This window comes from Streptomyces gobitricini (genome assembly GCF_039532985.1).
Taxonomy (GTDB): Bacteria; Actinomycetota; Actinomycetes; order Streptomycetales; family Streptomycetaceae; genus Streptomyces; species Streptomyces gobitricini.
In genome coordinates, this window is the sequence record NZ_BAAASR010000013.1 from 320,115 (window position 1) to 343,331 (window position 23,217).

The window sequence follows — 23,217 nt, forward strand, 5'->3', positions numbered from 1 at the left end:
CCCGGCCACTCCCGAGAAGTTTTTACCAAATTCTGTTGGCGAAGTCGGCCCGCCACTCTACCGTCACCCGCGTGACCGACTCCTGATGGGCACGGGCCCGCGCCCTGTCCAGCGGGCCCGCCGAGGCGTGGTACGTCGACACCGTCCAGGCACACTCCGGTGCCGACGCCGAGCTGCGCACCGGACTGGCCCGCGGCGGCACCGCCTGCGCCGCCGCGCTCGCCGTCGGCCTGGGCATGGGCGCCGCCGGCCCGAACGAGAACGACCTGCTCCACCGGAAGGTGGGCAGCGCGACCCGCGCCACCGCCCTGTCCACGCAGTCCCTCGCCCTCCAGTTGGCCGGGGCCCTGGCCGGTCTGGTCGCCGGGTCCCTGCCGATCGGCCCGCTGCCGTGGCTGGTCGCGGCCGCCGTCCTCCTGGCGGGCGCGATGTTGTGGGCCGGGCGAGTGAGCCCCGTGCCCGCGCCGCCGGCGGAGGCCGGGCATCCGCCGGCCGCGGGCGGGGTGCTGCCGGGACGCTGAGGCCGTTACGACGTGAGCGCGCCGAACGCCTCGATCGCGCGGAGCGCGTCCGCCTGCGGCATACCGGGCGGCTGGATGCGCAGGATGATCCCGTCGGCGCCCATCTCCGCGTAGTGGCCGATCCGTTCCGCGCATTCGGCGGTCGAGCCGATGACCGAGCGGGCGGCGATGTCGTCCCACGGCTGGGCGTAGCGGGCGGCATCGGCGGAGGTGCGTTTCCAGTCGCCGTAGGCGTCGTACAGCCCGCGCAGCGGGCCCTCCAGGGCGGTGCGGGCCTGTGCGGTGGTGGGGGCGGCGTACCCCTCGCGGCAGACGATGACCTCGGCCCCCAGGGAGCGGGGGCCGCGGGGGAAGGAGCGGTAGAGGGCGATCTTCTTCGGCAGTTCCTCGTCGGTCTCGTTGAAGGAGGTCGTCCAGCCGTCGCACGTCCAGGCGGTGCGTTCCAGGGCGGCGGGCACGCGTCCGCCGTTCCAGAGGCGCGGCCGGGGGCGCTGGACGGGCCGGGGCGAGAGGAACGCGTCCTCGACCGCGTACCGGCGGCCCTGGTGGGTGACCTTGTCCTCGGTCCACAGCCGGGTGACGAGCTCCAGGCACTCCTCGAAGCGCGACACGCGCTCCTGCGGCCGGGTGCCGTAGAGGGCGAACTCCTCGGGGCGGTAGCCCAGGACGAACCCGGCGGTGAGGCGGCCTCCTGAGAGGACGTCGATGTGGGCGAGCGTCTCGGCCAGCGCCACCGGGTGGTGGACGGGGGCGATCAGGCCGGCGGTGGCCAGTCCGATCCGGTCGGTGTGGGCGGCGAGGTAGGCCAAGGAGGTGATGGCCTCGTGGTAACCGGGCCGGTGGAGGTGCCGTTCGCCGAGGACCGCCCAGGCGAAGCCGGCCTGTTCGGCGAGGCGCACCTGCTCGACGGCGTCGGCGAGACGCGGCCTGTCGGCCTGGTCGGCATAGAGGTTGACGTACAGACCGAGTCGCATCAGAGCGCCGTCCCTTTCCTCGGTGGCTCTTCCTTTACGGTCCGGACCGTAAAGGCTAGCGTGTCGTGGATGGCCGCGACAGACGGGAGCGCACCCATGTCGGCTTCTGAGGACCTGGTACGGCGGTTGCGCGGCACCGTCGTTCCGGCGGTGGTGACTCCGATGGACGCCGCCGGTGTGGTGGACGTCGGGGCGCTGCGCGGGTACGCGGAACGGATCGCCGCCGAGCCGGTGGGTGGGGTGGCGGTGTGGGCCCATACGGGTCGCGGGCTGTACCTGTCGGAGCGTGACCGGCGCCGGGTCCTGGCGGTGTGGCGGGAGACCGTCGACGCGCCGGTGGTGGCGGGCGTCGGGGTGCCGCGTGCGGCCGGGGCGGTGGACCTCGCCGGCGCGGTGGACGCGACGGTGGCGATGGCGGTGGCGGCCGCGGAGGGCGGCGCGGACGCGGTGATGGTCTATCCGCTGGCGCAGTTGGACGGGGACGACGACGCCGCGGTGGAGTTGCACGAGCGGGTGGCGGCGGTGAGCGGGCTGCCGGTGGTCGGGTTCTTCCTGCACGGGGAGGCGGGCGGTTACCCGTATCCGCCCCGCCTGGTGGAGCGGTTGCTGGCGCTGCCGTCCGCCGTGGGCGTCAAGCTGGCGACGCTGGACCGGGCCATGGCCTGCCAGGACGCGATCGGAGCCGCCCGGCCGAGCGGCCGTCTGGTCATCACCGGCGAGGACCGGATGTTCGGGCCGTCGCTGATGTGGGGGGCGGACGCGGCGCTGGTGGGGATCGCGGCGGCCCGGGTGCCGTTGACGAGCGCGGTGCTCGACAACTGGCGGGCGGCGGACTACGAGCGGTTCGTGCGGGCCTCGGCGCGTCTGGACCGGTTCGCGGGGGTCACGTTCCTCGCGCCCATCGAGGGTTATGTGCGGCGGATGCTGTGGGCGGCGGTGTGGGAGGGGCTGATCCCGGAGGAGGCCGCGCACGATCCGTACGGTCCCGCCCTGCCCGACAGCGAGCGTCGAGCCGTCGTCGACTGCCTGGAGGCGCTCGCGAAGGAGCCGTCCGGGGACCGACCGGCCCCGGACCGACCGGCCCCGGACCGACCGGCCCAGGACCAGCCGGCCCCCGACCAGCCGGCCCCGGACGAGCCGGTCCCGGACCTCGCCTAGGTCCGCGCCCGGGGCGGAGTACGGGCCGGGGGGACCGTCGCCCCCGCGGAGCGGACAGGTGCCCCCGGCGGATCGGCCGGGGGCACCTGGTGGGGCCTTCAGTTGGCGAGCAGGCCCTTCAGCACCGCCTCGTACTGCGCGGTGAGTTGCGACGGGGTGCCCGACGGGCACAGCGGGTCGAGCCGGAGCCGGGCGAGCGCGCGGGTGGCCACGCCCCAGGCGTACCACGTGGCCCGCTCCCAGGCCAGTTGCGGCGGGTTGTACCAGCCGTCGCCCAGTCCGCCGAGTACGAGCTCGGCCTCGCCGCTCCCGGGCTCGATCGGTCCGAGCCGGTAGACGGAGCCGCCGAAGACCGAGGCGTAGACCTGGCCGAAGTGGACGCTGATCTCGCCGTAGCTCGGGAGCTTGCCGGTCTTCAGGATGGTCCGGGTCTCGATGTCCATGGCGAACCAGGAGCCCGACCGCCGCTTGTAGACCCCGTACAGGACGCCCTTGTGCACCTCGATGTGCTGGATGCTGGCGTTGCCCTCGACGGGGGTGGCCTCCCAGAGCACGGTGCGGCGGCGCAGGTCGTAGGCGACGACCGTGGCGTCGGGGCGTGTCGGGGTGACGCTGCCGCCGCCCCAGGTGTCGCCGGCGAGGTAGGCGATGCGGTGGCCGGGCCGGTCATCGAGGGCGACGGACATCACGCTCTGGTCGGTGATGACGTCCTTGTGGACGGTGAGCCTGCCGCGTGAGCGCTCCACCAGGGTGAGGGCGCCCTTGAGGCCGCCGGCCGGGGGCGCGCTCGCCACCAGGACGAGGTCCTGCTCGGGGACGTAGGCCATGTCGGTGGGCCGTTGCTGGTCGTTCTCGATGAAGCCCATCGAGCGGACCCTGCCCCGGCGGGGGTCGATCTCCAGGAACTCGGTGCTCGGGTACATCGCCGCGTACACCTTGCCGCCGATGGCCCGGAGCTGCTTGGGCTCGCCGGGGATCCTGATGCGCTTGGAGGTGCCGTGCGCGGGCTGGTGGGTGGTCAGGGAGTAGTGCCCGCCGACGTGGACGCTGCCGCCGGACTCGTACGCGATCGACTGGACGGGGTCGGGGCCGGACAGCCCGACGTCGATCAGTTCGACCAGCTCCGACGTGCCCGTCCGCAGGTTCAGCCACCACAGCCGACCGCTGCCCACCGCGCCGAGCATCTTGCCGTCCGGGAGGGGGACGAGGGCGCGGTGCTCGTCGCCGGTGGCGGGGGCGGCGACCTTGACGAGGGTGTCGCCCTCGCGCCGGTAGACGGTGCCGCTGGGGCGGCCGACGCAGTAGAGGGTGCCGTCGGCGGTGACCGTCATGGCGTCGGCGATGCGCTCGGGGGCGGGGATGGGGATGACGTGGGCGTCGCTGCCGTCGGGTGCCAGGTCGACGATGGACCGGCCGAAGGAGCCGAGGACCCGGCCGCCACGCGCGATGAGCGCGGAAGCGCCGCCGTACGGTTCGGGGGTGATGCTCCGTCTGACTCCGGTGGTCCGGTCGTAGGCGACGATGTAACCGCGCGGGAGGGTGCCGGCGTAGACGTACTGGTCGTCGGCGGCGATGGCGCGGACGTACTGCTCGCCGGCCATCGCGGCGCCGAGGTTGCGGAGCGTGCCGGTCTGCGGCTTGTACTCCCAGACCTCGCCACGCGGGCTGGTGCCGGCGTACACCGTGCCGTCGGGGGCGGTGGTGAGGCACCAGACGAAGCCGCCGGCCGGGCCGATGGTGCCGATGCGGGTGACGGTGCCGGTGCCGGGGTCGATGCGGTGGATGTCGGGGAAGGGGTAGGTGCCGATGTACACCTGGCCGCCGGAGACGGTGGCCGCCCAGCCGCCGTCGCCGCGGTCGAGCCGGAAGGTTCTGGTGAGCTTTCTCGTCGTCAGGTCGATCTCGCCGACGAGGGTGGGGTTCTGGCCCCGGGCGACGAGGTAGGCGTGGTTGCCGAGGACGGTGGTGCCGACGATCGCCGCCGTCAGGGACGCGACGCCGTACGTGGAGACCGGGGCGCCGGAGCAGCGGTGTCCGGCCGTGCTCCTGTCGTCCGCCGGGGCGGTCGCGGCCTTTGGTGTCGTGGCGGCGTGTGCCGCGCTGGGGGTGATGGTCTGTCCCGCCACTGCCGCCAGGGTGAACCCGGCTCCGGTGTTGAGCAGTCGCCTGCGTTCCATGCGTCCCTCTCCTGTTCCGGTGGTTCGGATCGCCTCACACGACCGGTGGCAGTGCCGTGCCGACCTTCAGGCCGAACAGCTCCGCCGCGTTGCGCCACAGCACTCGCTCCAGCTCTTCCTCCGTGAACCGCGCGTCCCGGACCACGCCGAGGGACACGCAGGGGTCGATCAGTGTCGCGTCGGTGCCGAAGAGCATCTGTTCGATCGGAACCCCGGCCTCGCGGGCGTACGCGACGCGGCCCGCGTCGGTGGCCGTACGGCAGTGCTCCAGGTAGAGGCGGTCGCAGGCGGCCGCGGCGTGCGCCGCCTCGCGCCAGGCGTCGCCGCCCGCGTGTCCCATGATCACGCGCAGGCCGGGCCGCGCGTCCACGAGTTCCGGCAGGAGCGTCACCTCCCGCCCCCAGGTGTGCAGCAGCAGCGGTACGCCGGCTTCGGCGACCACGTCGAAGGCCTCCGCCATCTCGCGGCAACCGGGCATCCGCCCCGGGTAGTGGGTGTGGATCTTCGCTCCGACGAACCGGCCGGTGTCCAGGCAGCGCCGGAGGTCGGCGGCGCTCTGCTCGATGCGGTTGGGGTTGACGACGGCGTACCCGTACAGCCGGGGGCGGGTCTCCAGGGCCTCGCGGAGGGCCGCGTTACCGGCGACCGCGTCGTACACCACGGCTTCGGACGCCGAGACGATCTGCAGGTCGATGCCGTAGCGGTCCATCTGGGCGAGGTTGGTGTCCGCGTCACCGGTCGTCAGGTGGAACTGCCAGCGGCCCACGTGGGCGTGCACATCGATGATCGGCATCAGGCGAGCAGCTCCTCGACGTTCTTGGTGGCGATGGCGGCGCGGTCGTCGGGCGAGATGTCGGCGTACCGCAGCTTCAGCGTCTGCGGCGAGATGTCCATGAACGGGGTGCGGGATCCGAAGACGAGGTGGCGCGGGCCGACGGCGTCGATGACCCGTTCGATGGAGTCGGGGCCGGACAGCATGCGTGTGGTGGCCCGGAAGCCGGGCTCGTCGCGGGCCATGAGCAGGAAGTCGGCGAGCAGGTAGGCGTGCAGGTCGAGGAAGACCACGTCGGCGCCTCGGCCCATCAGGGGCGGTCCGAAGCGGCGCGGGTCGCCGTCGTGGAGGAGCACCATGCCGCGCTCGATCGCCAGCTTCACCACGCGCCGGTAGCCGGGGAAGCCGGGCTCGGCCGCCTGTTCGAGGGTGAACAGCCTCAGGAAGCGGACGCCGGCGGCGGCCAGTTCGTCCAGCCGGTCCTCGGCGGTCAGGGCGTCGCGTACGTCGACGGTGCCGACGGGCAGGAGCTCGGGGCAGCCGGCGAGGTCGCGGAGCGTTTCGGCGTTGCCGGCCCCGTCGTCGAAGAGCGGGCCGCGCGTGGACAGCGCCAGGGCGCCCGCGACGGGTGAGGCGCGCAGGTGGGCGCGGATCTCGTCGAGGCCGGTGTCGCGGTGGTGGCGGGGCCAGGGCCCGTACATGACGTCGACGTCCCAGCCGATGTGCTCCTCCGGGGTGGGCCTGAGCCACTCGTACACCCGTTGCGGCGACTCGCTCATGAGGTGGCGACCTTCCCCAGTGCCTGCGCGATCCGGTCCACGTCGTCCTCGCTGTAGGCCTCGTTCCACGGCAGAACCAGCAACGTACGGTCGATGAGCCGCTCGGCGCGAGGACACAGGCCCGGTGGGTACCCGGACAGTGCCGGATTGGCGTACAGCGGACGCTCCAGATAGCCGGGGAGGGCGGGGACACCCAGCTCCTCCAGTGCCGAGGCCCAGCGGGTGTTGTCGTCGACGAGGAGCGGGACGACCCACCAGGCGTGGCCGGGCCGCATCTGAGGCATCGTCACCCGGGGCAGCCCGGCGACGGCTTCGGCGAGGAGCCGCGCGCTCGCGCGGCGCCGGGCGACGACGTCGGCGACGCGCGTGAGCTGGACGCGGGCCACCGCCGCGACGAGTTCGGTCATGCGGTAGTTCAGGCCCATGGTGCGGTGGATGCGGCCCTCGGAACGGTCCCAGCCCTTGTCCATGAACAGCCGCATCCGGGTGGCGAGGGCGGGGTCGTCGGTGATGCTGAGACCGCCGTCGCCGGCCGTGATGTGCTTGTACTGCTGGAGGCTGAAGCAGGCGATGTCGCCGGCGGTGCCGAGCAGCCGCCCGTCGCCGTCCTCACCGAGCCAGGCCTGGGCGCAGTCCTCGATGAGCAGCAGGCCGTGCCGGTCGCAGATCTCCCGCAGCCGTACGGTGTCGGCGGCGCCGCCGAAGAGGTGGACGGCGATGACGGCCTTGGTGCGCGGGGTGACGGCCGCCTCGACGGCGGCCGGGTCGAGGTTCCCGTCGTCCTCGCGCACGTCGGCGAAGACGACCCGGGCGCCCTGGGCGAGGACCGGGGCGACGGTACCGAAGTCGGAGATCGGTGTGGTGACGACCTCGTCGCCGGGGCCGACTCCGGCGGCGGCGACGGCGAGGTGCAGCGCGGCGGTGCCCGAGCTGGAGGAGACGGCCTCGGCGCGCCCGTACAGGCGGGCCATCTCGCACTCCAGCGTCCGGGCCTCCCGGCCGAACGCCCCGCACAGGACGGCCGAGTCGAGGACCCGGAGCACCGCCGCGCGTTCCTCCTCGCCGAACGTCCTTCCCCGGGGATCCAGAACTGTGGGCAGCGGCATTTCCCGTTGCGGCATCGGGGGATTATCCTCTCGGCAGCACGCGATTATGGCCTGGGCCGAAAGTAGAACCCCTGTCGACGGCCGTCAATCAGGCGTCACCGAGCACGTCGCATCCGCGAGTACACCCGGCAGAACGGAGACCTGACCATGCCGCTCACGGTCGGCGTGATAGGTCCCGAGGACCTGGTCCACAAGGTGGTCGCGGTCGGTGACCGCGCCGGAACGGCACGGCTGCTGCCACTGCCGTACCGTCACGAGGACGAGACCACCGAGAGGGTGGCGGCCGCGCGGTCACGGGCGGACGCGCTGCTGTTCACCGGGGTGGTGCCGCACTCGCTGGCCGACGCGGCCGGCGTGCTGGACCGGCCGGCGATGTACGTGCCGTACAACGGGGCCACGCTGCTGCGGGTGCTGGTCGAGCTCCTGCGGCTCGGGCACGACGTGTCCCGGGCGTCGATCGACACGCTGCGCGAGGACGAGGTCCTGGAGACCATGACGGAGGCCAAACTGCCCACCGACCGGGTGCGGGTGCTGCCGTACCGGCCGGGGCTGACCTCGCAGGACATCGTCGACTTCCACCTGGACGCGCGCGACACGAAGAAGACCAGGGTGGCCATCACCTGCCTCGGTTCGGCGTTCCAGGTGCTGGACCAGCACACCCACGCGGTACGCCTCGCCCCGTCGAGGCACTCGATACTGGCGACCCTCCAGGCGCTCGTGCTGGCCACGGCCGGACGGCACAGCGGGGACGCCCAGGTGGCGCTGGGCATCGTCGATCTGCCGCCGGGCACGGGGGCGGACGCGCGACTGCCGGACGACATACGGGTGCTCGGCGGCAGTCTGGCCGAGTTGCCGGACGGACGGCGGCTGGTGGTGACGACCCGAGGGGTGCTGGAGACGGCCACGGAGCAGTTCACCCGCATACCGTTCCTCGACGCCCTGGCGTCCCGGCACGGCTGCGCGCACGTCGGCTTCGGAGTGGGCCGTACGGCGGCGGAGGCGGAGGCGCTGGCCCGACGGGCCGTCAACCGGGCCCGCTCGCTCGGCCCGGCGGCCGGGGTGGTGTCGATGGTGGACGATGTCGACATCGTCATCGCACCGGACGCGCCCACGGGGACGGACCCCGCCGGGACCGGGCCCACCGGGACGCCGGAGAGCCCCGCACTGCTGGCCCGCCGGGTCGGAGTGCACCCGCAGACCCTGGACCGGCTGCGGGAACTGGCCGCGGCGGACGGGGACGCGGGCGTCACGGCCCACCGTCTCGCCGAGCACCTGTCCGTGCAGCAGCGCACGGCCCGCCGCATCCTCAAGCGCCTGGAGCGGGCGGGCGTCGCCGTACCGACCGGCAGTCGTCAGGAAGGGCGGACCGGCCGCCCTCCCATCGTCTACCGGGTCCACCTGTAACCCGCGGCCCGCTGATCGCGGCCCGGGCCCGAAACCCGACATCCCAGCCGCCGCGGTGGGAGCGCCGTGCGGCGGAGAGCAAGGAGCTCGCGCGTGAGAATCGCCTCCTTCCGGACCCGTGTCGTCCGCGCCCGATACCGCCGCCCGTTCGCCATCAGCAGCGGCACCAGCCCCGAACTCGTCAGCCTCGTCGTGGAGGTGCGGACGACCGACGGCAGGTCGGGCTTCGGCGAGGCGTCGCCGATGACCGCGTACACCGGCGAGACCCTCGCGGGGCTCAGCGCGGCGGTGACCGACCACGTGGCACCGGCGCTCGTCGGCCGCGACCCGCGCGACCTGGCCGGCGCCCATGCCGCGATGGACACCGCCATCCGGGGCCAGCACCTCGCCAAGGCGGCTCTGGACCTGGCGTTGCACGACCTCGCGGCCCGCGACGCCGGGTGGCCGGCCCACCTGCTCCTGGGCGGCGGGCGGGTGACCGGCGCGGTCCCGACCACGTGGGTGGTGGGGCTGGGCACACTCGACGAGATGGTGGAGGAGGCGGCCCGGTACGCGGCGGCCGGGTTCGGGCACATCAAGCTCAAGGGCGGGGAGGACCCGGCGCTCGACGTGGAACTGGTGGCCGCCGTGCGCAAGGCGGTGCCCGAGTCGGTGGAGCTGTCGCTGGACGCCAACGAGGGGTACGCCCCGGGTGACGCGGGCCGCGCGGTGGGCCGGCTGGCGGACGCCGGGCTGGATCTGGTGGAGCAGCCGTTGCCGCGCTGGGACGTGGAGGGAATGGCGGCGCTGCGGGCGCGGGGCGGCGTGCGGCTCATGGCGGACGAGTCGGTCCAGTCGGTGCACGACGCGTTGGAGGTGGTGCGCAGGGGCGCCGCCGACGTACTGAACATCAAGATCCTGAAGGTGGGCGGGCTGTACCGGGCGCGTCAGATCGCGGCGCTGACCGAGACCGCAGGGCTCGCGGTGAAGGTGGGCACCATGCCGGAGCTGGGCGTGGCGACGCTCGCGGCCGCGCACCTGTCGGCTGCGCTGCCGCACGCCACGGTTCCGGCGGACCTGGTGGGCCCGTTGCTGGTGGAGGAGGAGCCGCTGGCGCCGTCGGCGTTCGCGGCGACGGTGGGCACGGGCCTGGTGGAGCTGCCGTCGGCGCCGGGGCTGGGGCACGGCCTGGAGGGCACCCCCGGCTGAGGGCGTCTCCGCCCAGGCGTATACAAATGGACCGACAAGGGGACGAAGAACGCGGGGGCGGGTCAGCACGGTGACGCACATATCCACGCCGGGTGCGGCGGACACGCCCGGCACGGCGGACACGCCCTGCACGGCAACCTCGTCGGGCGCGGTGAACGCTCCCGGTACGGCACACGCTCCGGGTACGACGCCCACGCCGGGCGGGGCAACCAGTTCGGGCGGGGCAACCACGTCGGGCACAGCGCCCGCTCCGGACGCGACGCCCACGCCCGGCGCGGCTGCCACGTCGGGCGCGGCGGACGTGTCCGGCGTGACGACCGGTGCTGCGGCTCCGGCGCCGAGGCGGCGCCTGGTCAGCGTGGACGTGGCCCGTGCCGTCGCCGTGTTCGCCATGTTCGCCGCGCACATCGGCCCGCCCGCGAAGCCGGAGGGGGCGGGCCACCTGCTGGTGGCGTTCGACGGGCGCGCGCCCGCCATCTTCACCCTGATAGCGGGACTTTCGCTGACGCTGTCCCGTGGCGGCACCCGGCCCCGTCCGCGGCCGGCCGGCGCGTGGCGCGGCACGCTGGTGCGGTGCGCGGTGCTGGCGGCGCTCGGGCTGGCCCTGACGGAGCTGCGGTCGGGTATCGCCGTGATCCTCACGTTCTTCGCGCTGTACTTCCTGGCCGCCGAGCCGCTCGCCCGGCTGAGCACCCGTGCCCTGACCGCGGTGGCCGCGGTGTCGGTGGTCCTCGGCCCCGTCCTGTCGTACGTGCTCGGTCCGCACTTCGGCTACCGCTCCACCGGCCGTGGGCGTTACCCCGGCTTCGAGGCGGTCACCAGCTGGCCGGGGTTCACCGACGCGCTCGACACGCTGCTGCTGTCGGGCGCGTACCCGTGGCTGACGTACTTCCCGTACGTCGTCGTCGGCATGGCCCTGGGACGTCTGGCCGACCTGCGCCGGTCCGGTGCCGCGCGCCGCCTCATCGGCTGCGGGGCGCTCCTCGCCCTCGCGGGGCACGGCCTGTCCGCGCTGGCGCTGGGACCGGGCGGCGGGCGCGAGGCGCTGCTGCGGGCGATCGCGCAGAGCCACGCGTACGCGGTGAACGCGCCCGACCCGGTGCAGGCCGTGCTCGCCGGGCAGGCGGGCGCGATCCCCAGCACCTCGTGGGCGTGGTTGCTGGTCGACGGACCCTACAGCCAGACGCCGTTCGAGACGGTCGCCAACATCGGCGCGAGCCTGCTGCTCCTCGGCGTGGCCGTCGCGGCCTGCCGCGGCCGGACGATGGAGACGCTGCTGCGTCCGGCGGCCGTCGTCGGCACGATGGGCCTGTCGGTGTACGCCGTCCACGTCGTCGCGCGCGCCCAGCTCCACCCCCATCACGGATGGCCCGCCCTGGCCGCCTTCTGCGGGGTGTCGCTGGTGGCGTGTGCCGTCTGGGCGTTCGTCTTCCGCGGGACACCGCTGGGACGGGGGCCGCTGGAGTGGGCGCTGCACGCGATGACGCCCAGGGCCGGGAAGCCCGGCGCCTGACCCGCTGCGGGTCGCCCGGGGTGCCGTGGCCGATGGAGCGAGGGCCCGGCTCGACCGCGCCGCGAGACCGGTGGGGCGCCGCCTTCCTGGGCACGCGGCACTCACGCGTGCTGCGGCGGACCACGGCGTACCTCCCGGCCACCGGCACCCTTTGGCGCCGGTCCGAGTCCATGACCGTCGGCACGGGAAGGGCCGGCGCGCCCCTCCTCACGCCTCCGGAGTGCCGCCCCCGCGCTTGGTCCACACCACCGGGTCCGACAGCCGGGCCGACTGCCAGGAGCGCCACAGGGACGCGTAGGCACCGTCCGCCGCAAGGAGTTCCTCGTGGCTGCCGAGTTCGACGATGCGGCCACGGTCCATGACCGCGATGCGGTCGGCGTCCCGCACGGAGTCCAGGCGGTGCACGACGGAGATCACCGTGCGGCCTTCGACCAGCGCCGCGAGCGAACGCTCGACCCGGCGGGAGGCGGTGGAGTCCAGCAGCGCCGTGGCCTCGTCGAGGACCAGCGCGTACGGGTCGGACAGCAGCAGCCTGGCCAGCGCCAGTTGCTGGGCCGCGGACGGGGACACCGGAGCGGCGCCCGCTCCGATCTCGCTGTCGAGGCCGTCGGGGAGCGAGCGTACCCAGTCCGTCAGCAGGACGGTTCCCAGCGCCTCCCACAGCCGCTCGTCCGGCGGGGCCTGCTCGCGGGCGAGGGTGAGGTTGTCCCGTACCGTGCCGCTGAACACGTGCTGCTCCTGGGTCACGAGCACGATCTCGCGCCGCAGTTGGTCCACCGGCAGGGTGCTGATCTCGGCACCGCCGATGCGCACGGTCCCCCGGGTCGCGTGGTGCACACCGGCCAGCAGCTTGCCGAGGGTGGACTTGCCCGCACCGGAGGCGCCGACGACGACCAGGCGCTCGCCGGGGGCGATGTCGAGGTCGATGCCGGACAGCACCTCGCGGCCGGGGCCGTAGCCGAAGCCGACGCCCTCCAGCCGGATGGCGTGGCCATCGAGGGCCGCGGGCGGCCGGGGCTCCTCGCACGGCAGCCGGTCCACGCCCAGGATCCGGCGCAGCGCGGCGTTACCGATCTGGAGTTCATCCGTCCAGGTCAGCAGATCGTTGAGGGGCTCGCCGAGTGCCTGTACGTACAGGACCACGGCGGTGAGCGCGCCCAGCCCCACCGCCCCGCGCTGGTAGGCGAGTCCGCCGATCAGCAGGGTCAGCGCCATCGGCACCATGGTGGCGAGATCCAGGCTGGGGAACCAGACGGTCTGGAGCCAGGTGGTGCGCTGCCGGGTGCGTACCACCTGGTCGACGGCCGCGCCGTGGCGCTCGGCCTGGCGGGGCCCGAGCCCGAGGGCCTCGACGGTGGCGGCGCCGCGGGCGGTCTCGTGCGTGATGGCCAGGACGGCGGCCTCCTGGGCGAGCAGTTGTTCGTACGCGCGGGTGGCGCGCGGCCGGTACCACCAGGTCGACAGGACGGCGAACGGCACCCCGGCGAGCAGCCCGAGGGCGAGCAGGGGCGAGGTCAGCAGGATCGCCGCGACGGTGAACACCAGGGTGACGGCGGCCAGTGCGATGCGCGGGACGGCCTGCCGGATGCTCTCGTTGAGCCGGTCGGCGTCGGTGATGGCGCGGCTGAGGAGGTCACCGGTACCGACGCTCTCCACCTCCGACAGCGGCAGCCCGAGGACCCTGCGGACGAAGTTCTCCCGGGTACGGGCCAGGACGCGCTCGCCGAGCAGGGTGGCCTGGGTGCGGGCGGCGCGGGCGAGAAGCGCGTGGCCGACCAGGATCGCGACGAAGGCCAGGGCGAGCAGGTCGACCCGGCCGGTGGTGGTGCCGGCCTTGACGGACTCGACCAGGTGACCGAGGAGCCGGGGGCCGGTGAGGCCGGCCACCAGGGCGGCGGCGAACAGCGCGAAGGTGAGGAACAGCCGGGCGGCCTCGCCGCGGAGGAAGGCGCCGACCCAGGTGCGGACGTCGGCCCGGTCGGCGAGGGGCAACCGCCCCGGGTGGCCGGGCGTGCCGCCGGGCGGCGGGGCCGGGGTGGACCCGGCGGTGGTGGAGGCCTGGGCGGGGGTCGTGGTCACGAGGGCACTCCTGCGGAGCGGTCGGGGCGGCCGGGGGCCCGGTCCGCGTCGAGGCGGATCACTCGGTCGGCGACACCGCGCCACAGCGGGCTGTCGCTGAACACGACGGTGGTCCGCCCCGCGCGCAGCGCGGCCACCCGCTCGACCAGCCGGGCCTCGGTGTGGGCGTCGACGGAGGAGGTCGGGTCCTCGAGCACCAGGACGTCGGAGGCCGCGAGCAGGGCCCGGGCGAGGACGAGGCGCTGGCGCTGACCGCCCGACAGGGCCCGGCCGCCCTCGTCCACGTAGGTGTCCAGGCCCGCGGGCAGGGCCTCGACCACGTCGGCGGCGTCGGCGGCGAACAGAGCCCGGTCCAGCTCCTCCGGGGAGCGGGCGGCTTCCGCGGTCAGCTCCTCCCGCAGTGTGCCGCTGAAGAGGGTGTCGGCGGGCCGGGACCGCAGCACCCGGGAGCGCAGTTCGGTCAGGTCCACCCGGTCGAGCGGGACGCCGCCGAGCCGGGTGACCGGGGTGTCGTCGCCGGGGCCGCCGGGGTGGGTGAGCCGGTCGGAGAGGCCCCCGGCCAGGTCCGCGGGGGCGGCGACCACGGTGAGTCGTCCTGCCTCGGCGGTGATGCCGGTGTGGGGGTCCACCAGCGACAGCGGTCCGGGCGGCAGCGGCTGGGGGTGCGCGGGCTGGGTGCTGCCCGGGGTGAGACGCAGCAGGGTGCAGACCCGGCCGGCGGCGACCTTGGCCAGGCTCAGGGTCTCCGCGGCTTCGGTGGCGGTGCTCACCGGCAGGGTGAGGAAGGCCGACGCGCCGTAGAACGCGACCAGTTCACCGGCGGTGATGGTGCCCTGCAGGGCGAGGCGCGCGCCCAGCCAGACGATGCCGACGGTGACGAGACCGGGCAGGAAGACGCCCGCCGCCTGGAGCCAGGCCTCCATCCGGCCGGCCGACTCGCCGGCGCGCCGCACCTCCTGGCTGGTGCGGCGGAAGCGTTCGGCGAAGTCGGCCTCGCCCCCGATACCGCGCAGGATGCGCAGGCCGGCGACGATGTCCCCGGCCTGGGAGGTGGCGACGCCCATGTGCTCGCGCTGGGCCTCGTCGCGTTCCTGGAGTGGCCGCAGCAGCGGTCCGATGCCGAGGACCGCCGCGGGGACGCCGATGAGCACGGCCAGCCCCAGCACGGGCGAGGTCGCGGTGAGGGCCACGGCCACGAGCGCGGCGGCGAACACCGCGCCGATGGTGCGGCCGACGACCTCGAAGGCACTGCCGATGCTTTCGACGTCGGCGGCGGCCGAAGCCGCCACATCGCCGGAGCGTGCCTTGCCGTGCAGGGCGCCGCCCAGCCGGACCACCTGCCGCATCAGCACGCGGTGGGTGTACGACAGGGCGTGCGCCTCGGCGCCCACGGCGGCCTGGATCAGCCCGGCGCCGGCGAGTGCCTGGAGGACGCCGAGGCCGAGCGCGAACAGCGACCACAGGTACACGCCCGCCTGACCGGCGCCCTGGCCCGCCTCGTCGATGGCCCGCCCGATGACGAGGGGGATCAGGGCGAGGGGGACCATCCAGACGGTACCGAGCACGGCGCTGAGGACCAGCGGCCAGGGCCGGACGCGTACCAGCCACCACAGGTAGGCCCAGGGGCCGCGGGCGTCCGCCTCGGGTACGGCGGCGGGGGCCACCGACGCGTCGAAGAGCCGGTTGGTCACAGGTACCGGTCCCGGGTGGCCGCGCGGTCGACCTTGCCGGTGCGGGTGTGCGCCAGTTCGGGGACCGCGACGATCCGGTCGGGGACGAGGTAGTGCGGCTGTGTGGCACGCAACCGCGCGCGCAGCGCTTCGGGTTCGGGCGCGACGCCGCCGTCGTCGGGGGCTGTGGCGCCGGGCGCTGTGGCGCCGGGCGCTGTGGCGCCGGGCGCTGTGGCATCGGACGCGAGGACCACGAAGGCGACCAGGGCGGTGTGCTCGGCCTTCGCGTAGGGGGCGGCGGCGACGGCGGTCACGCCGGGGAGCCGGCCGATGGCCTCCTCGACGTCCAGCAGGTCCACCCGATGGCCGCGGATCTTGACCTGGTGGTCGACGCGGCCGTGGAAGACGAGGGTGCCGTCGGCCGCCTCGTGGACGAGGTCACCGGTGCGGTACCAGCGGGTGGTGCCGCCGCCGAAGTCCGCCTCGACGAAACGGGCGGCGGTGCGGTCGGGGTCGTCGAGGTAACCGGTGGCGAGCTGAGGGCCGGCCACGAGCAGTTCGCCGTGGCCGTCGGGCGCGTCCGGGCGGGGCACCACGGCTTGTCGTACGGACGGCAGCGGCCGCCCGATCGGGACGCCTTCGGGGAAGAGGCCGCCGGCACCCGACGGCTCGGCGCCAGGTGCTTCGGCTCCCGGCGGCTGGGCCGCGGGTGCTTCGGCTCCGGGACCGGCGAGCACGACGCTGTGGGTGACGAGCGCGGTCTCGGTGGATCCGTACGTGTTGAGCAGCCGCACGCCGTCGGCGCCGAGCCGGTGCCAGCGCTCCAGCATGTCCGGGCGGACCGCCTCGCCGCCGATGACGACCGTCTCGACGCCGGCGGGGAGTTTGCGGCCGGTCTCCAGCAGGTGGCCGGTGTACACGTGCCAGTAGTCGACGGGCAGGTTGATGAGGGTGACCTCGTGGTCGGTGAGGACCCGGTCGAGGTCCGCCTCGGCGTCTCCGTCCAGGACCACGAGCCCACCCGCCAGCAGCGGCGGAAGGATCTCCTCCAGGCTGGTGTCGCCGTCCGCGCGGGTGAAGTTCAGGGACACGGTGTCCGGGCCGCTCCCGTACCGCTCGCCCAGATGGGGCAGTACGGCGTGCAGCGCACCATGCGGCACCGCCACGGCCTTGGGGGCACCGGTCGAGCCCGAGGTGAACAGTACGTAGGCGGGGTCGTCGGCGTGGACCGGCCGGCCGCTGTCCCGGACCGGGTGGCGGGAGGAACCCCAGTGGGGGCGCAGGACGCGGTCGACGGAAGGCAGAGCGCCGGTCTCGGCGGTGGCGATCAACTCCCGGCAGCCCAGGGCGCGCAGGGCCTGGCCCTCGTGGTCGCCGGCGTCGCCGGGCACCGCCACGTAGCAGCGGCCCGCCGCGAGGGTGCCGAGGATCGCGGCGATGTCCCGGACGCTGTGGTGGGCGATGATGGCCACGGGCGGATGCGGCCCCGGTGTGCGGGTGGTGACGAGATCGGCCACCGCGCCCGCCCAGGCGGCCAGTTGGCCGTATCCGACGGTCATTCCGTTGTCGACGACCGCCGGCCGCTCGGGGTGCGCGCGGGCGATGGCGAAGAAGGGGTCGAGCACGCTGGGCAGGGTCATGGCAGGGTGTCTTCTCTTGTCCGCTCGTCGGGTGTTCAGCTGCTCGGTGCCCCGGCCGCGCCGGGTTCGGCGGTCCCTGGGTCCGTTGACCCGGGGTCCGTCGTCCCGGGGACCGTCGTCCCGGGATCCGTCGTCCCGGGATCCGTCGTCCCGGGATCCACCGCGTCGAGGAGGGCGGTGAGGGCGGCCCGGTGGCGGGCGGCGAGGTCGCGTACGGTGGCCTCGTCGTGCAGGGCCGTGGCGTACCACCACTCGACGCGCAGCACCTCGTCCTCGGTCGTGGCGATCACCTCGATGAGGTGGGGCCGCGTCCAGTGCGGTGCGGTGATGTCGCCGACGGGCTCCGGTGCCACGTCCGTCAGCAGGGTGCGCAGCGGCAGGGCGTCCGCCTCGTCGCCCTCGAAGTCGAAGGAGATGTCGCTGGGAGGGGCCGCCCTCAGGGCGGCCGAGACGCGCGGCCGGCCGTGGCGGGCGAGCGCTCCGTATCCCACTCCCCCGCCGGGCAGGGCCGCGAGGTGGCCGACGGTCCTCGCGAGCCGTTCGGCCGCGGTGCCGGGTGCCAGATCCAGGCGGACGGGCACGGTGGTGGTGAACCAGCCGGTGGTACGGGCGAGATGCGAGTCGCCGACGGCCTCCTCGCGCCCGTGCCGCAGGACGTCCACCCGGACCGCCGTCTCGTCGAGCCACCCGGCCAGCACCTCGCCCAGGGCGTGGAGGACCAGGTCGCCCGGGTGGGCGCGGTGGGCGCGGGCGGCCGCCTGGAGGCGGGCGGTGACCTCCTGCGGGAACTCCTCGCGGTACGTCGCGGCCGTGCGGGCGGTGTTCGCGGCACGTGGGTCGGTGACGGTGCGGTCCAGCGGGATCGTCGCGGGGGTGCGGACCACGTCCGTCCACCACTCGGCCTCCGCCTCCGCCTCGGGGGTGCGGGCATGGGCGGCGAGCGCCTGGGCCCACTCGGGGTACGAGGTGCCCTCGGCGCACCAGACGTCGCGGCGGCCCGCCTGGAGCGCCGTGTACAACTCCTCCAGGTCCTCCAGGAGGACCGACCACGAGACCATGTCGCACGCGAGCTGATGGAGGACGATCAGCAGCCGCCCCGGGCGGGCCGGGCCCGCGTCGAAGCGGACGAACCGGGCGACGGGCCCGGTCCGCGGGTCGAGGGCACGCTGTTCGACCGCGCAGCGCAGGGTGACCGCGGCCGCCAGGTCGGCGTCGGCGAGTTCGGAGATGTCCACCGTGTCCAGCATCGGGCCGAGGGCCGCGCCGGGCGGGCCGTCGGCGGTGAGGGCCGCCGCCAGCTGCCGGGGGCGCCGGGCCGGGCGGGCCTCGACGGCCAGGCGCAGCGAGGCGTGCCCGGCCACCAGGCGGCGGACGGCCTCCGCGAACAGTTCCCCGTCGAGGTCCGGCCGGGTGGTGAAGAGCATCGACTGGTTCCAGTGGCCGCGGTCGCCGGTCTGCTCCTCCCACGCCTGTTCCTGCGGCGGGGTGAACACGACCGGGCCGTGCCCGGTACCGGGTGGCGCGGCGCCGGCGGTACGGCGCCGGGCGGCCCGCTCGGCGACGAGCGCGGCCAGGCGGGCCGTGGTCATCTCGGGGACGGCCAGCTCCCGTAGCCGCACCCGGACGCCGAAGGCGGCCTCGACCCGGCGGGCGGTGCGGATGAGGTCGAGGGAGTCCACGCCGAGGTCGAGCAGCGGGGCCGACGGGTCGGCCTCCGGCGTGAGGACGGTGTCGGCGAGCCAGGCGTCCAGCCGGGCGCGGATCTCCTCGACGGACGGGCCGGACGAACCGGATGAACCAGACGGAGCTGTCGCAGCTGTCGTACCGGACTGACCGGACTGACCGGACTGACCGGACTGACCGGACGGAGCGGCCTGGCCGGACGGAGCGGCCTGGCGGGGCGCCGGGTCCGTGGAGGCCCCGGCCTCCACGGCGGGGTCGTGGTGGGGGCGGGCCGGGGCGGTCATGCGCCGGCCTCCCCCGGGGCGCCGCCGGGGCGGCGTACCAGGAACGGCCCCAGGGCCAGGGCGTCCATCGGCAGCCGGTGGAAGGTGGCGAGGGCGTCGCGCGGGCTGCAGACGACCGGCTCGTCACGGCCGTTGAAGGAGGTGTTCAGGATGACCGCGGCTCCGGTGTGCTCGCCGACCTTGCCGATGAGCCGGTGGTAGAGGGGGTCGACCTCGGCGGAGACGGTCTGCGGCCGGGTGGTGCGGTCGCTGTGGACCACAGCGGGCATGACGGCGGCGCCGGCCTCGGTGACCGGGGTGGTGACGATCATGTACGGCAGAGGGGTGGTGGTGCCGATCAGGGCCTCGGCCGCCTCCTCCTGCATGCTCGGGGCGAACGGCCGCCACGCCTCGCGGTCCTTGATGCGGACGTTGACCCGGTCACGGGTCCGTTCCGGGTTCGGCACGGCGACCATGCTGCGGTGGCCGAGGGCGCGGGGGCCGCCCTCGGCCCGGCCCTGGAACCAGCCGGCGACCCCGCCGGCGGCCAGGACGTCCGCGGTCTCGGCGGCGATGTCGGCGGGCTCGGTGTAGGCGGTGCCGGACGCCTCCAGGACACGGCGGATCTCGTCCGGGGACCACTGCGGGCCCCAGGCCACCGAGCCCTTCATGGGCTGGATCCGGTCGCCTTCCTGGGCCGCGACCCGGACGGCCGCGCCGAGCGAGACGCCCTGGTCACCGGCGAGGGGCTGGACGAAGAGGTCATGGACCTCGGGCGTGCGCATGAGCTTGCCGTTGAGGGTGGCGTTGAAGCCGACGCCGCCGGCGATCAGCAGCGTGGTCTCGCCGCTCTCCCTGAGCAGGTCGCGTACGAGGGCCATGACCGCGCGTTCCAGGGCCGCCTGGGCGGTGGCCGCGATGTCGCGGTACTCGAACGGGTCCCGGTCGGTGACCCTGGTGTAGCGGCCCACGCGGGGGTCGAAACGGCGGGAGGAGCGGTTGGGGGCTTCGGGCAGGACCTTCTCCAGGTGCCGCAGCCAGTGCCGTATGGTGGCCGTCTCCTCGTCGGTGCTGCCGGTGGAGCGCAGGTCGGGCGGGACGACGCCGATGGTGAAGTCCTCCTCCGCGAAGGCGAAGGCGCCGCCGAAGGTGAGGTCCTGGGGAGTGCCGTACGAGGCCAGGCCCATCATCTTGCCCGCCGCGTCGGAACCCAGGCCGGCGTACTCGCAGACCGCGGCGTAGAAGTAGCCCAGGGACCAACCGGGTGTGTGGGTGCGCAGGGTCTTGATCTCCCCGTCGATGCCGACGGCGAGCGTGGTGCTCACGTCCTCGCCCTGACCGTCCAGGACGAGGATGGCCCCGCGGTCCCGCCCGGAGAGGTAGTAGGCGCTGGCGGCATGGGCGATGTGGTGGTTGACGAACGTCAGACGCGGATCGCGGGTGCGCGGGAACAACGCCTTGGGCAGCAGGCGTTCCAGTGCGTCGGCGTCGTCGGCGAACCAGTCCAGGCCGCGGTCGCGGAAGAGCTTGGGCAGGTCCCACCCGTGCGCGACGACGTCGATGTCGTCCAGGGTGAGATTTCCCTCCGCGAGGCAGTGGGCGGCGGCGTTGAGGGGCGCCTCTCCGTAGGCGTGCTTGTTCCGGGTGAAGCGTTCCTCCTCGGCCAGGGCGATGACTTCGCCGTCGACGACGAGGCAGGCGGCACCATCATGGCTGGCCCCGGGCCAGCCGTTGACTCCGAGCACACGCATGGTCAGTCCCCAAAGGTCGGTCGGGATCGTCCGGTGCACCCCGCGCCCACGAGGCGCGGGGTGCACCGGTCACGCCGACCGATCTTGTCGACCCGGTGGGTTGTACACGACCTTCGACGTTGTGCGGAGATCCGCGGCGAAGATCGCGGACGCCGCCTTGAGCACCTCGTTCGCGCGCCGCAGCTCCTCGACCTCGGCGCGCAGCCTGCGCAGTTCGGCCCGTTCGTCGCGGGTCAGCCCGTCCGCGCCGCGGCGATGCGCGGAGGCGCCGGCCGGGAGGGCGCCGGGGTCCCCCCGGCCTTCCGGGCCGCGGCCCGTCTCCTGGGCCGGGCCCCGCCCTGGGTCACGGTCCGGACGGGGCTTCGGAGCGCTCGGCGCGGGACGGCGGCGTCCACGGCCGAGGGGTTCCCGCTCCGCGCCGCCCGGCCGCCCCTGCCCCGCCGCGTCACGTGCTTCCAGTTCGCCGCTGACGGTGTGCCAGCGGCGTGCCCACGGCTCCGGGTCCCCGCCGCACGCGACGACATAGGCGAGGGTCACCTTCAGCGAGGGTTTGTGCAGTCCCCGCGCGGCCTCGGCAAGCGTGGCCACGGAGTAGTGCGCCCGTTTCGCCATGGTGCGGTACGACGGGTTCCCAGCCTGCCTCCGTAAGGTGCGCAAGTCGTTGGCGAACGCCTCCAGTGGTCCTGCAGTCGGGTCCAGTAACCGCTCTGGCCTGGGCACATTTCCCCCCTGGTACTCGGTTGTCTCGACGAAGAGCCGGTCTTGCGGGCCGTACAACCGTGGTCAGCGGCGTCCGGTCCCGACGGCGTGATCAGCCGGAGACTGCCGGCGCCCCGGCAGGGAAGCCTTCGCACCGATCTGGGGTCATTGGTACATGCCAGTGACATACACATCAACTCATCAACCAACGATTCAGGCCAGCCACGAAGCGGCACGCACCGCCGCGGAGACGCTGTCCGCTCCGTCTCGTCAACCCCGGCCGACCGCTTCCGCTTCCCGCCCTGCGGCCCGGAGTTGTACAGGGGCACTCGCCGTTCGCGCCCCGTACAACTTCCCCTCGTGTACAACCCCTCACGCTCTGCAAGATCGACGGCAGGCGACACGGCCGAAACCGATGGGATTGGTGGCGGGTGGTGGACACAGCACGCAGCCAGACGGAATCAGCAGCACTGGAAGGCGTCTACGAGTACCGCAATCGCCCACTTGTGGAGCCGGACTGGCGGCGACTGCCGGGGTGGCGGGACGTCACCGCCGCCCAGTGGGAGGACCCCCAGTGGCAGCGCGCCCACTGCGTGAAGGACGCCAAGGGTCTGCGCGCGGTCATGGGCGACCTGCTCGACGAGAGGTTCTACGAGGACTGGGAGCAGGACCGGTTGCACCGCGCCACCATGTCGGTGCTGCTGCCGCCCCAGATGATCAACACCATGGCCCCGGAAGCGTCCGGCACCCGGCCGGGCGAGCTCACCAAGGCGTTCTACGACGACCCGGTACGCCGGTACATGCTGCCGGTCCTCTCCGACCGGCACCCCGAGTGGCCCTCGCATCCGATGGCCAGCCGGGACTCCCTGCACGAGCAGGACATGTGGGTGGTGGAGGGGCTGACCCACCGCTACCCCACCAAGGTGCTCGCGGAACTGCTGTCCACGTGCCCGCAGTACTGCGGCCACTGCACGCGGATGGACCTCGTGGGCAACTCCACGCCCCAGGTCGCCAAGAACAAGCTCCAGCTCAAGCCGGCCGACCGGGCCGAACGCATCCTGGAGCACCTGCGCGCCTCCCCGGGCATCCGGGACGTGGTGGTCTCCGGCGGCGACCTGGCCAACATGCCCTGGCCACGGCTGGAGCGCTTCGTCGGCGGCCTGCTGGAGATCGAGTCGATACGGGACATCCGGCTGGCGAGCAAGGGACTGGTCGGGCTGCCCCAGCACTGGCGGTCCGGCCCGGTGCTGGAGGGTGTCGCGCGGCTCGCCCGCACGGCCCGGTCCCGCGGGGTGCGCATCGCGCTGCACACCCACGCCAACGCCGCCCAGCAGATCACCCCCGCGGTGGCGGAGGCCTCAGGGGCGCTGCTCGGCGCGGGGCTGCACGACGTGCGCAACCAGGGCGTGCTGATGCGCGGGGTCAACGACAGCGCGCACGACCTGCTCGACCTGTGCTTCGCGCTCGCCGACCACGCGGCGATCACGCCGTACTACTTCTACATGTGCGACATGATCCCGAACGCCGAGCACTGGCGGGTGCCTCTGCACCGGGCCCAGCTGATCCAGCGTCAGATCATGGGCTACCTGCCGGGTTTCGCCACGCCCCGCATCGTGTGCGACGTGCCGATGGCCGGCAAGCGCTGGGTGGATCAGGCCGACTCCTACGACCGCGAGTTCGGTATATCGCACTGGAGCAAGAGCTATCTCACCCCGCTGGAAGCGGCGGACCCGGAGGCCCGCAGCGGCTCGTACCACTACTACGACCCCATCGACACGCTTCCGCTCGCCGGGCAGCAGTGGTGGCGGGACGCCCATCAGGGCGCCCGCCAGGGGTAGAA

Annotated in this window: 16 protein-coding genes and 1 pseudogene; 6 read left to right on the forward strand and 11 right to left on the reverse strand. The window is 74.0% G+C overall.

The window, feature by feature from the left end; all coding sequences use genetic code 11:
• Positions 1-236: 236 nt before the first annotated feature.
• Positions 237-521 carry a hypothetical protein gene (locus ABD347_RS11035; RefSeq protein WP_425575620.1) on the forward strand — a complete coding sequence of 95 codons (285 nt, stop codon included), beginning with the start codon at positions 237-239 and terminating at the stop codon, positions 519-521.
• Between the two features lie 5 nt (positions 522-526).
• Here the strand turns inward: ABD347_RS11035 and ABD347_RS11040 are convergent, their stop codons facing one another.
• Positions 527-1,495, reverse strand: a complete 969-nt coding sequence (locus tag ABD347_RS11040) for an LLM class flavin-dependent oxidoreductase (RefSeq protein ID WP_344359648.1) — start codon at positions 1,493-1,495, stop codon at positions 527-529.
• A 96-nt stretch (positions 1,496-1,591) separates the two neighbouring features.
• Here ABD347_RS11040 and ABD347_RS11045 point away from each other — a divergent pair, with 96 nt between their 5' ends.
• On the forward strand, positions 1,592-2,653 hold the full coding sequence (locus tag ABD347_RS11045; protein ID WP_344359651.1) for a dihydrodipicolinate synthase family protein: 1,062 nt from the start codon (positions 1,592-1,594) through the stop codon (positions 2,651-2,653).
• A gap of 98 nt (positions 2,654-2,751) precedes the next feature.
• Here ABD347_RS11045 and ABD347_RS11050 read toward each other — a convergent pair whose 3' ends face one another.
• The 4 genes from ABD347_RS11050 to ABD347_RS11065 are packed head-to-tail and all read right to left on the reverse strand — an operon-like array spanning position 2,752 to position 7,502.
• On the reverse strand, positions 2,752-4,830 hold the full coding sequence (locus ABD347_RS11050) for an NHL repeat-containing protein (protein ID WP_344359654.1): 2,079 nt from the start codon (positions 4,828-4,830) through the stop codon (positions 2,752-2,754).
• Between the two features lie 34 nt (positions 4,831-4,864).
• Complete coding sequence (locus tag ABD347_RS11055; protein WP_344359657.1) at positions 4,865-5,623, reverse strand: amidohydrolase family protein; 759 nt, start codon at positions 5,621-5,623, stop codon at positions 4,865-4,867.
• A complete protein-coding gene (locus tag ABD347_RS11060) occupies positions 5,623-6,381 on the reverse strand; it encodes an amidohydrolase family protein (RefSeq protein ID WP_344359659.1) in 759 nt (252 codons plus the stop codon). Before ABD347_RS11060 ends, ABD347_RS11055 begins: the two co-directional genes overlap by 1 nt.
• Positions 6,378-7,502 (reverse strand): DegT/DnrJ/EryC1/StrS family aminotransferase, encoded by a 1,125-nt coding sequence (locus ABD347_RS11065; RefSeq protein ID WP_344359663.1) that lies wholly within the window; start codon positions 7,500-7,502, stop codon positions 6,378-6,380. Before ABD347_RS11065 ends, ABD347_RS11060 begins: the two co-directional genes overlap by 4 nt.
• 132 nt (positions 7,503-7,634) lie before the next feature.
• Between ABD347_RS11065 and ABD347_RS11070 the strand changes: the two genes are divergently transcribed.
• The 3 genes from ABD347_RS11070 (at position 7,635) to ABD347_RS11080 (ending at position 11,592) form a co-directional block, all read left to right on the forward strand.
• Entirely contained in the window at positions 7,635-8,891 is a 1,257-nt protein-coding gene (locus ABD347_RS11070; protein ID WP_344359665.1) for a hypothetical protein, read from the forward strand.
• A 93-nt stretch (positions 8,892-8,984) separates the two neighbouring features.
• Entirely contained in the window at positions 8,985-10,079 is a 1,095-nt protein-coding gene (locus tag ABD347_RS11075) for a mandelate racemase/muconate lactonizing enzyme family protein (RefSeq protein WP_344359668.1), read from the forward strand.
• 310 nt (positions 10,080-10,389) lie between these two features.
• Positions 10,390-11,592, forward strand: a complete 1,203-nt coding sequence (locus ABD347_RS11080) for a heparan-alpha-glucosaminide N-acetyltransferase domain-containing protein (RefSeq protein WP_344359671.1) — start codon at positions 10,390-10,392, stop codon at positions 11,590-11,592.
• Positions 11,593-11,799: 207 nt separating this feature from the next.
• Here ABD347_RS11080 and ABD347_RS11085 read toward each other — a convergent pair whose 3' ends face one another.
• From ABD347_RS11085 to ABD347_RS11110, 6 genes and pseudogenes are all read right to left on the reverse strand, one after another.
• Entirely contained in the window at positions 11,800-13,671 is a 1,872-nt protein-coding gene (locus tag ABD347_RS11085; RefSeq protein ID WP_344359674.1) for an ABC transporter ATP-binding protein, read from the reverse strand.
• Positions 13,668-15,362, reverse strand: coding sequence for an ABC transporter transmembrane domain-containing protein (locus tag ABD347_RS11090; protein ID WP_344359676.1), 1,695 nt, complete (start codon positions 15,360-15,362; stop codon positions 13,668-13,670). Before ABD347_RS11090 ends, ABD347_RS11085 begins: the two co-directional genes overlap by 4 nt.
• Positions 15,359-16,981: an AMP-binding protein gene (locus ABD347_RS11095; protein ID WP_344359679.1), complete on the reverse strand. Its 1,623-nt coding sequence runs from the start codon at positions 16,979-16,981 to the stop codon at positions 15,359-15,361. The genes ABD347_RS11090 and ABD347_RS11095 overlap by 4 nt, the downstream gene beginning before the upstream one ends.
• A 35-nt stretch (positions 16,982-17,016) precedes the next feature.
• On the reverse strand, positions 17,017-18,948 hold the full coding sequence (locus tag ABD347_RS11100) for a condensation domain-containing protein (RefSeq protein ID WP_344359681.1): 1,932 nt from the start codon (positions 18,946-18,948) through the stop codon (positions 17,017-17,019).
• Positions 18,945-20,678 carry a carbamoyltransferase family protein gene (locus ABD347_RS11105; RefSeq protein ID WP_344359684.1) on the reverse strand — a complete coding sequence of 578 codons (1,734 nt, stop codon included), beginning with the start codon at positions 20,676-20,678 and terminating at the stop codon, positions 18,945-18,947. The genes ABD347_RS11100 and ABD347_RS11105 overlap by 4 nt, the downstream gene beginning before the upstream one ends.
• Before the next feature lie 138 nt (positions 20,679-20,816).
• Positions 20,817-20,918: pseudogene (locus tag ABD347_RS11110) on the reverse strand (XRE family transcriptional regulator); the annotation flags it as partial.
• A gap of 893 nt (positions 20,919-21,811) precedes the next feature.
• On the opposite strand from ABD347_RS11110, the gene ABD347_RS11115 reads away from it, so the two are divergent.
• Positions 21,812-23,215 (forward strand): KamA family radical SAM protein, encoded by a 1,404-nt coding sequence (locus ABD347_RS11115; protein ID WP_344359687.1) that lies wholly within the window; start codon positions 21,812-21,814, stop codon positions 23,213-23,215.
• Positions 23,216-23,217 lie beyond the last annotated feature (2 nt).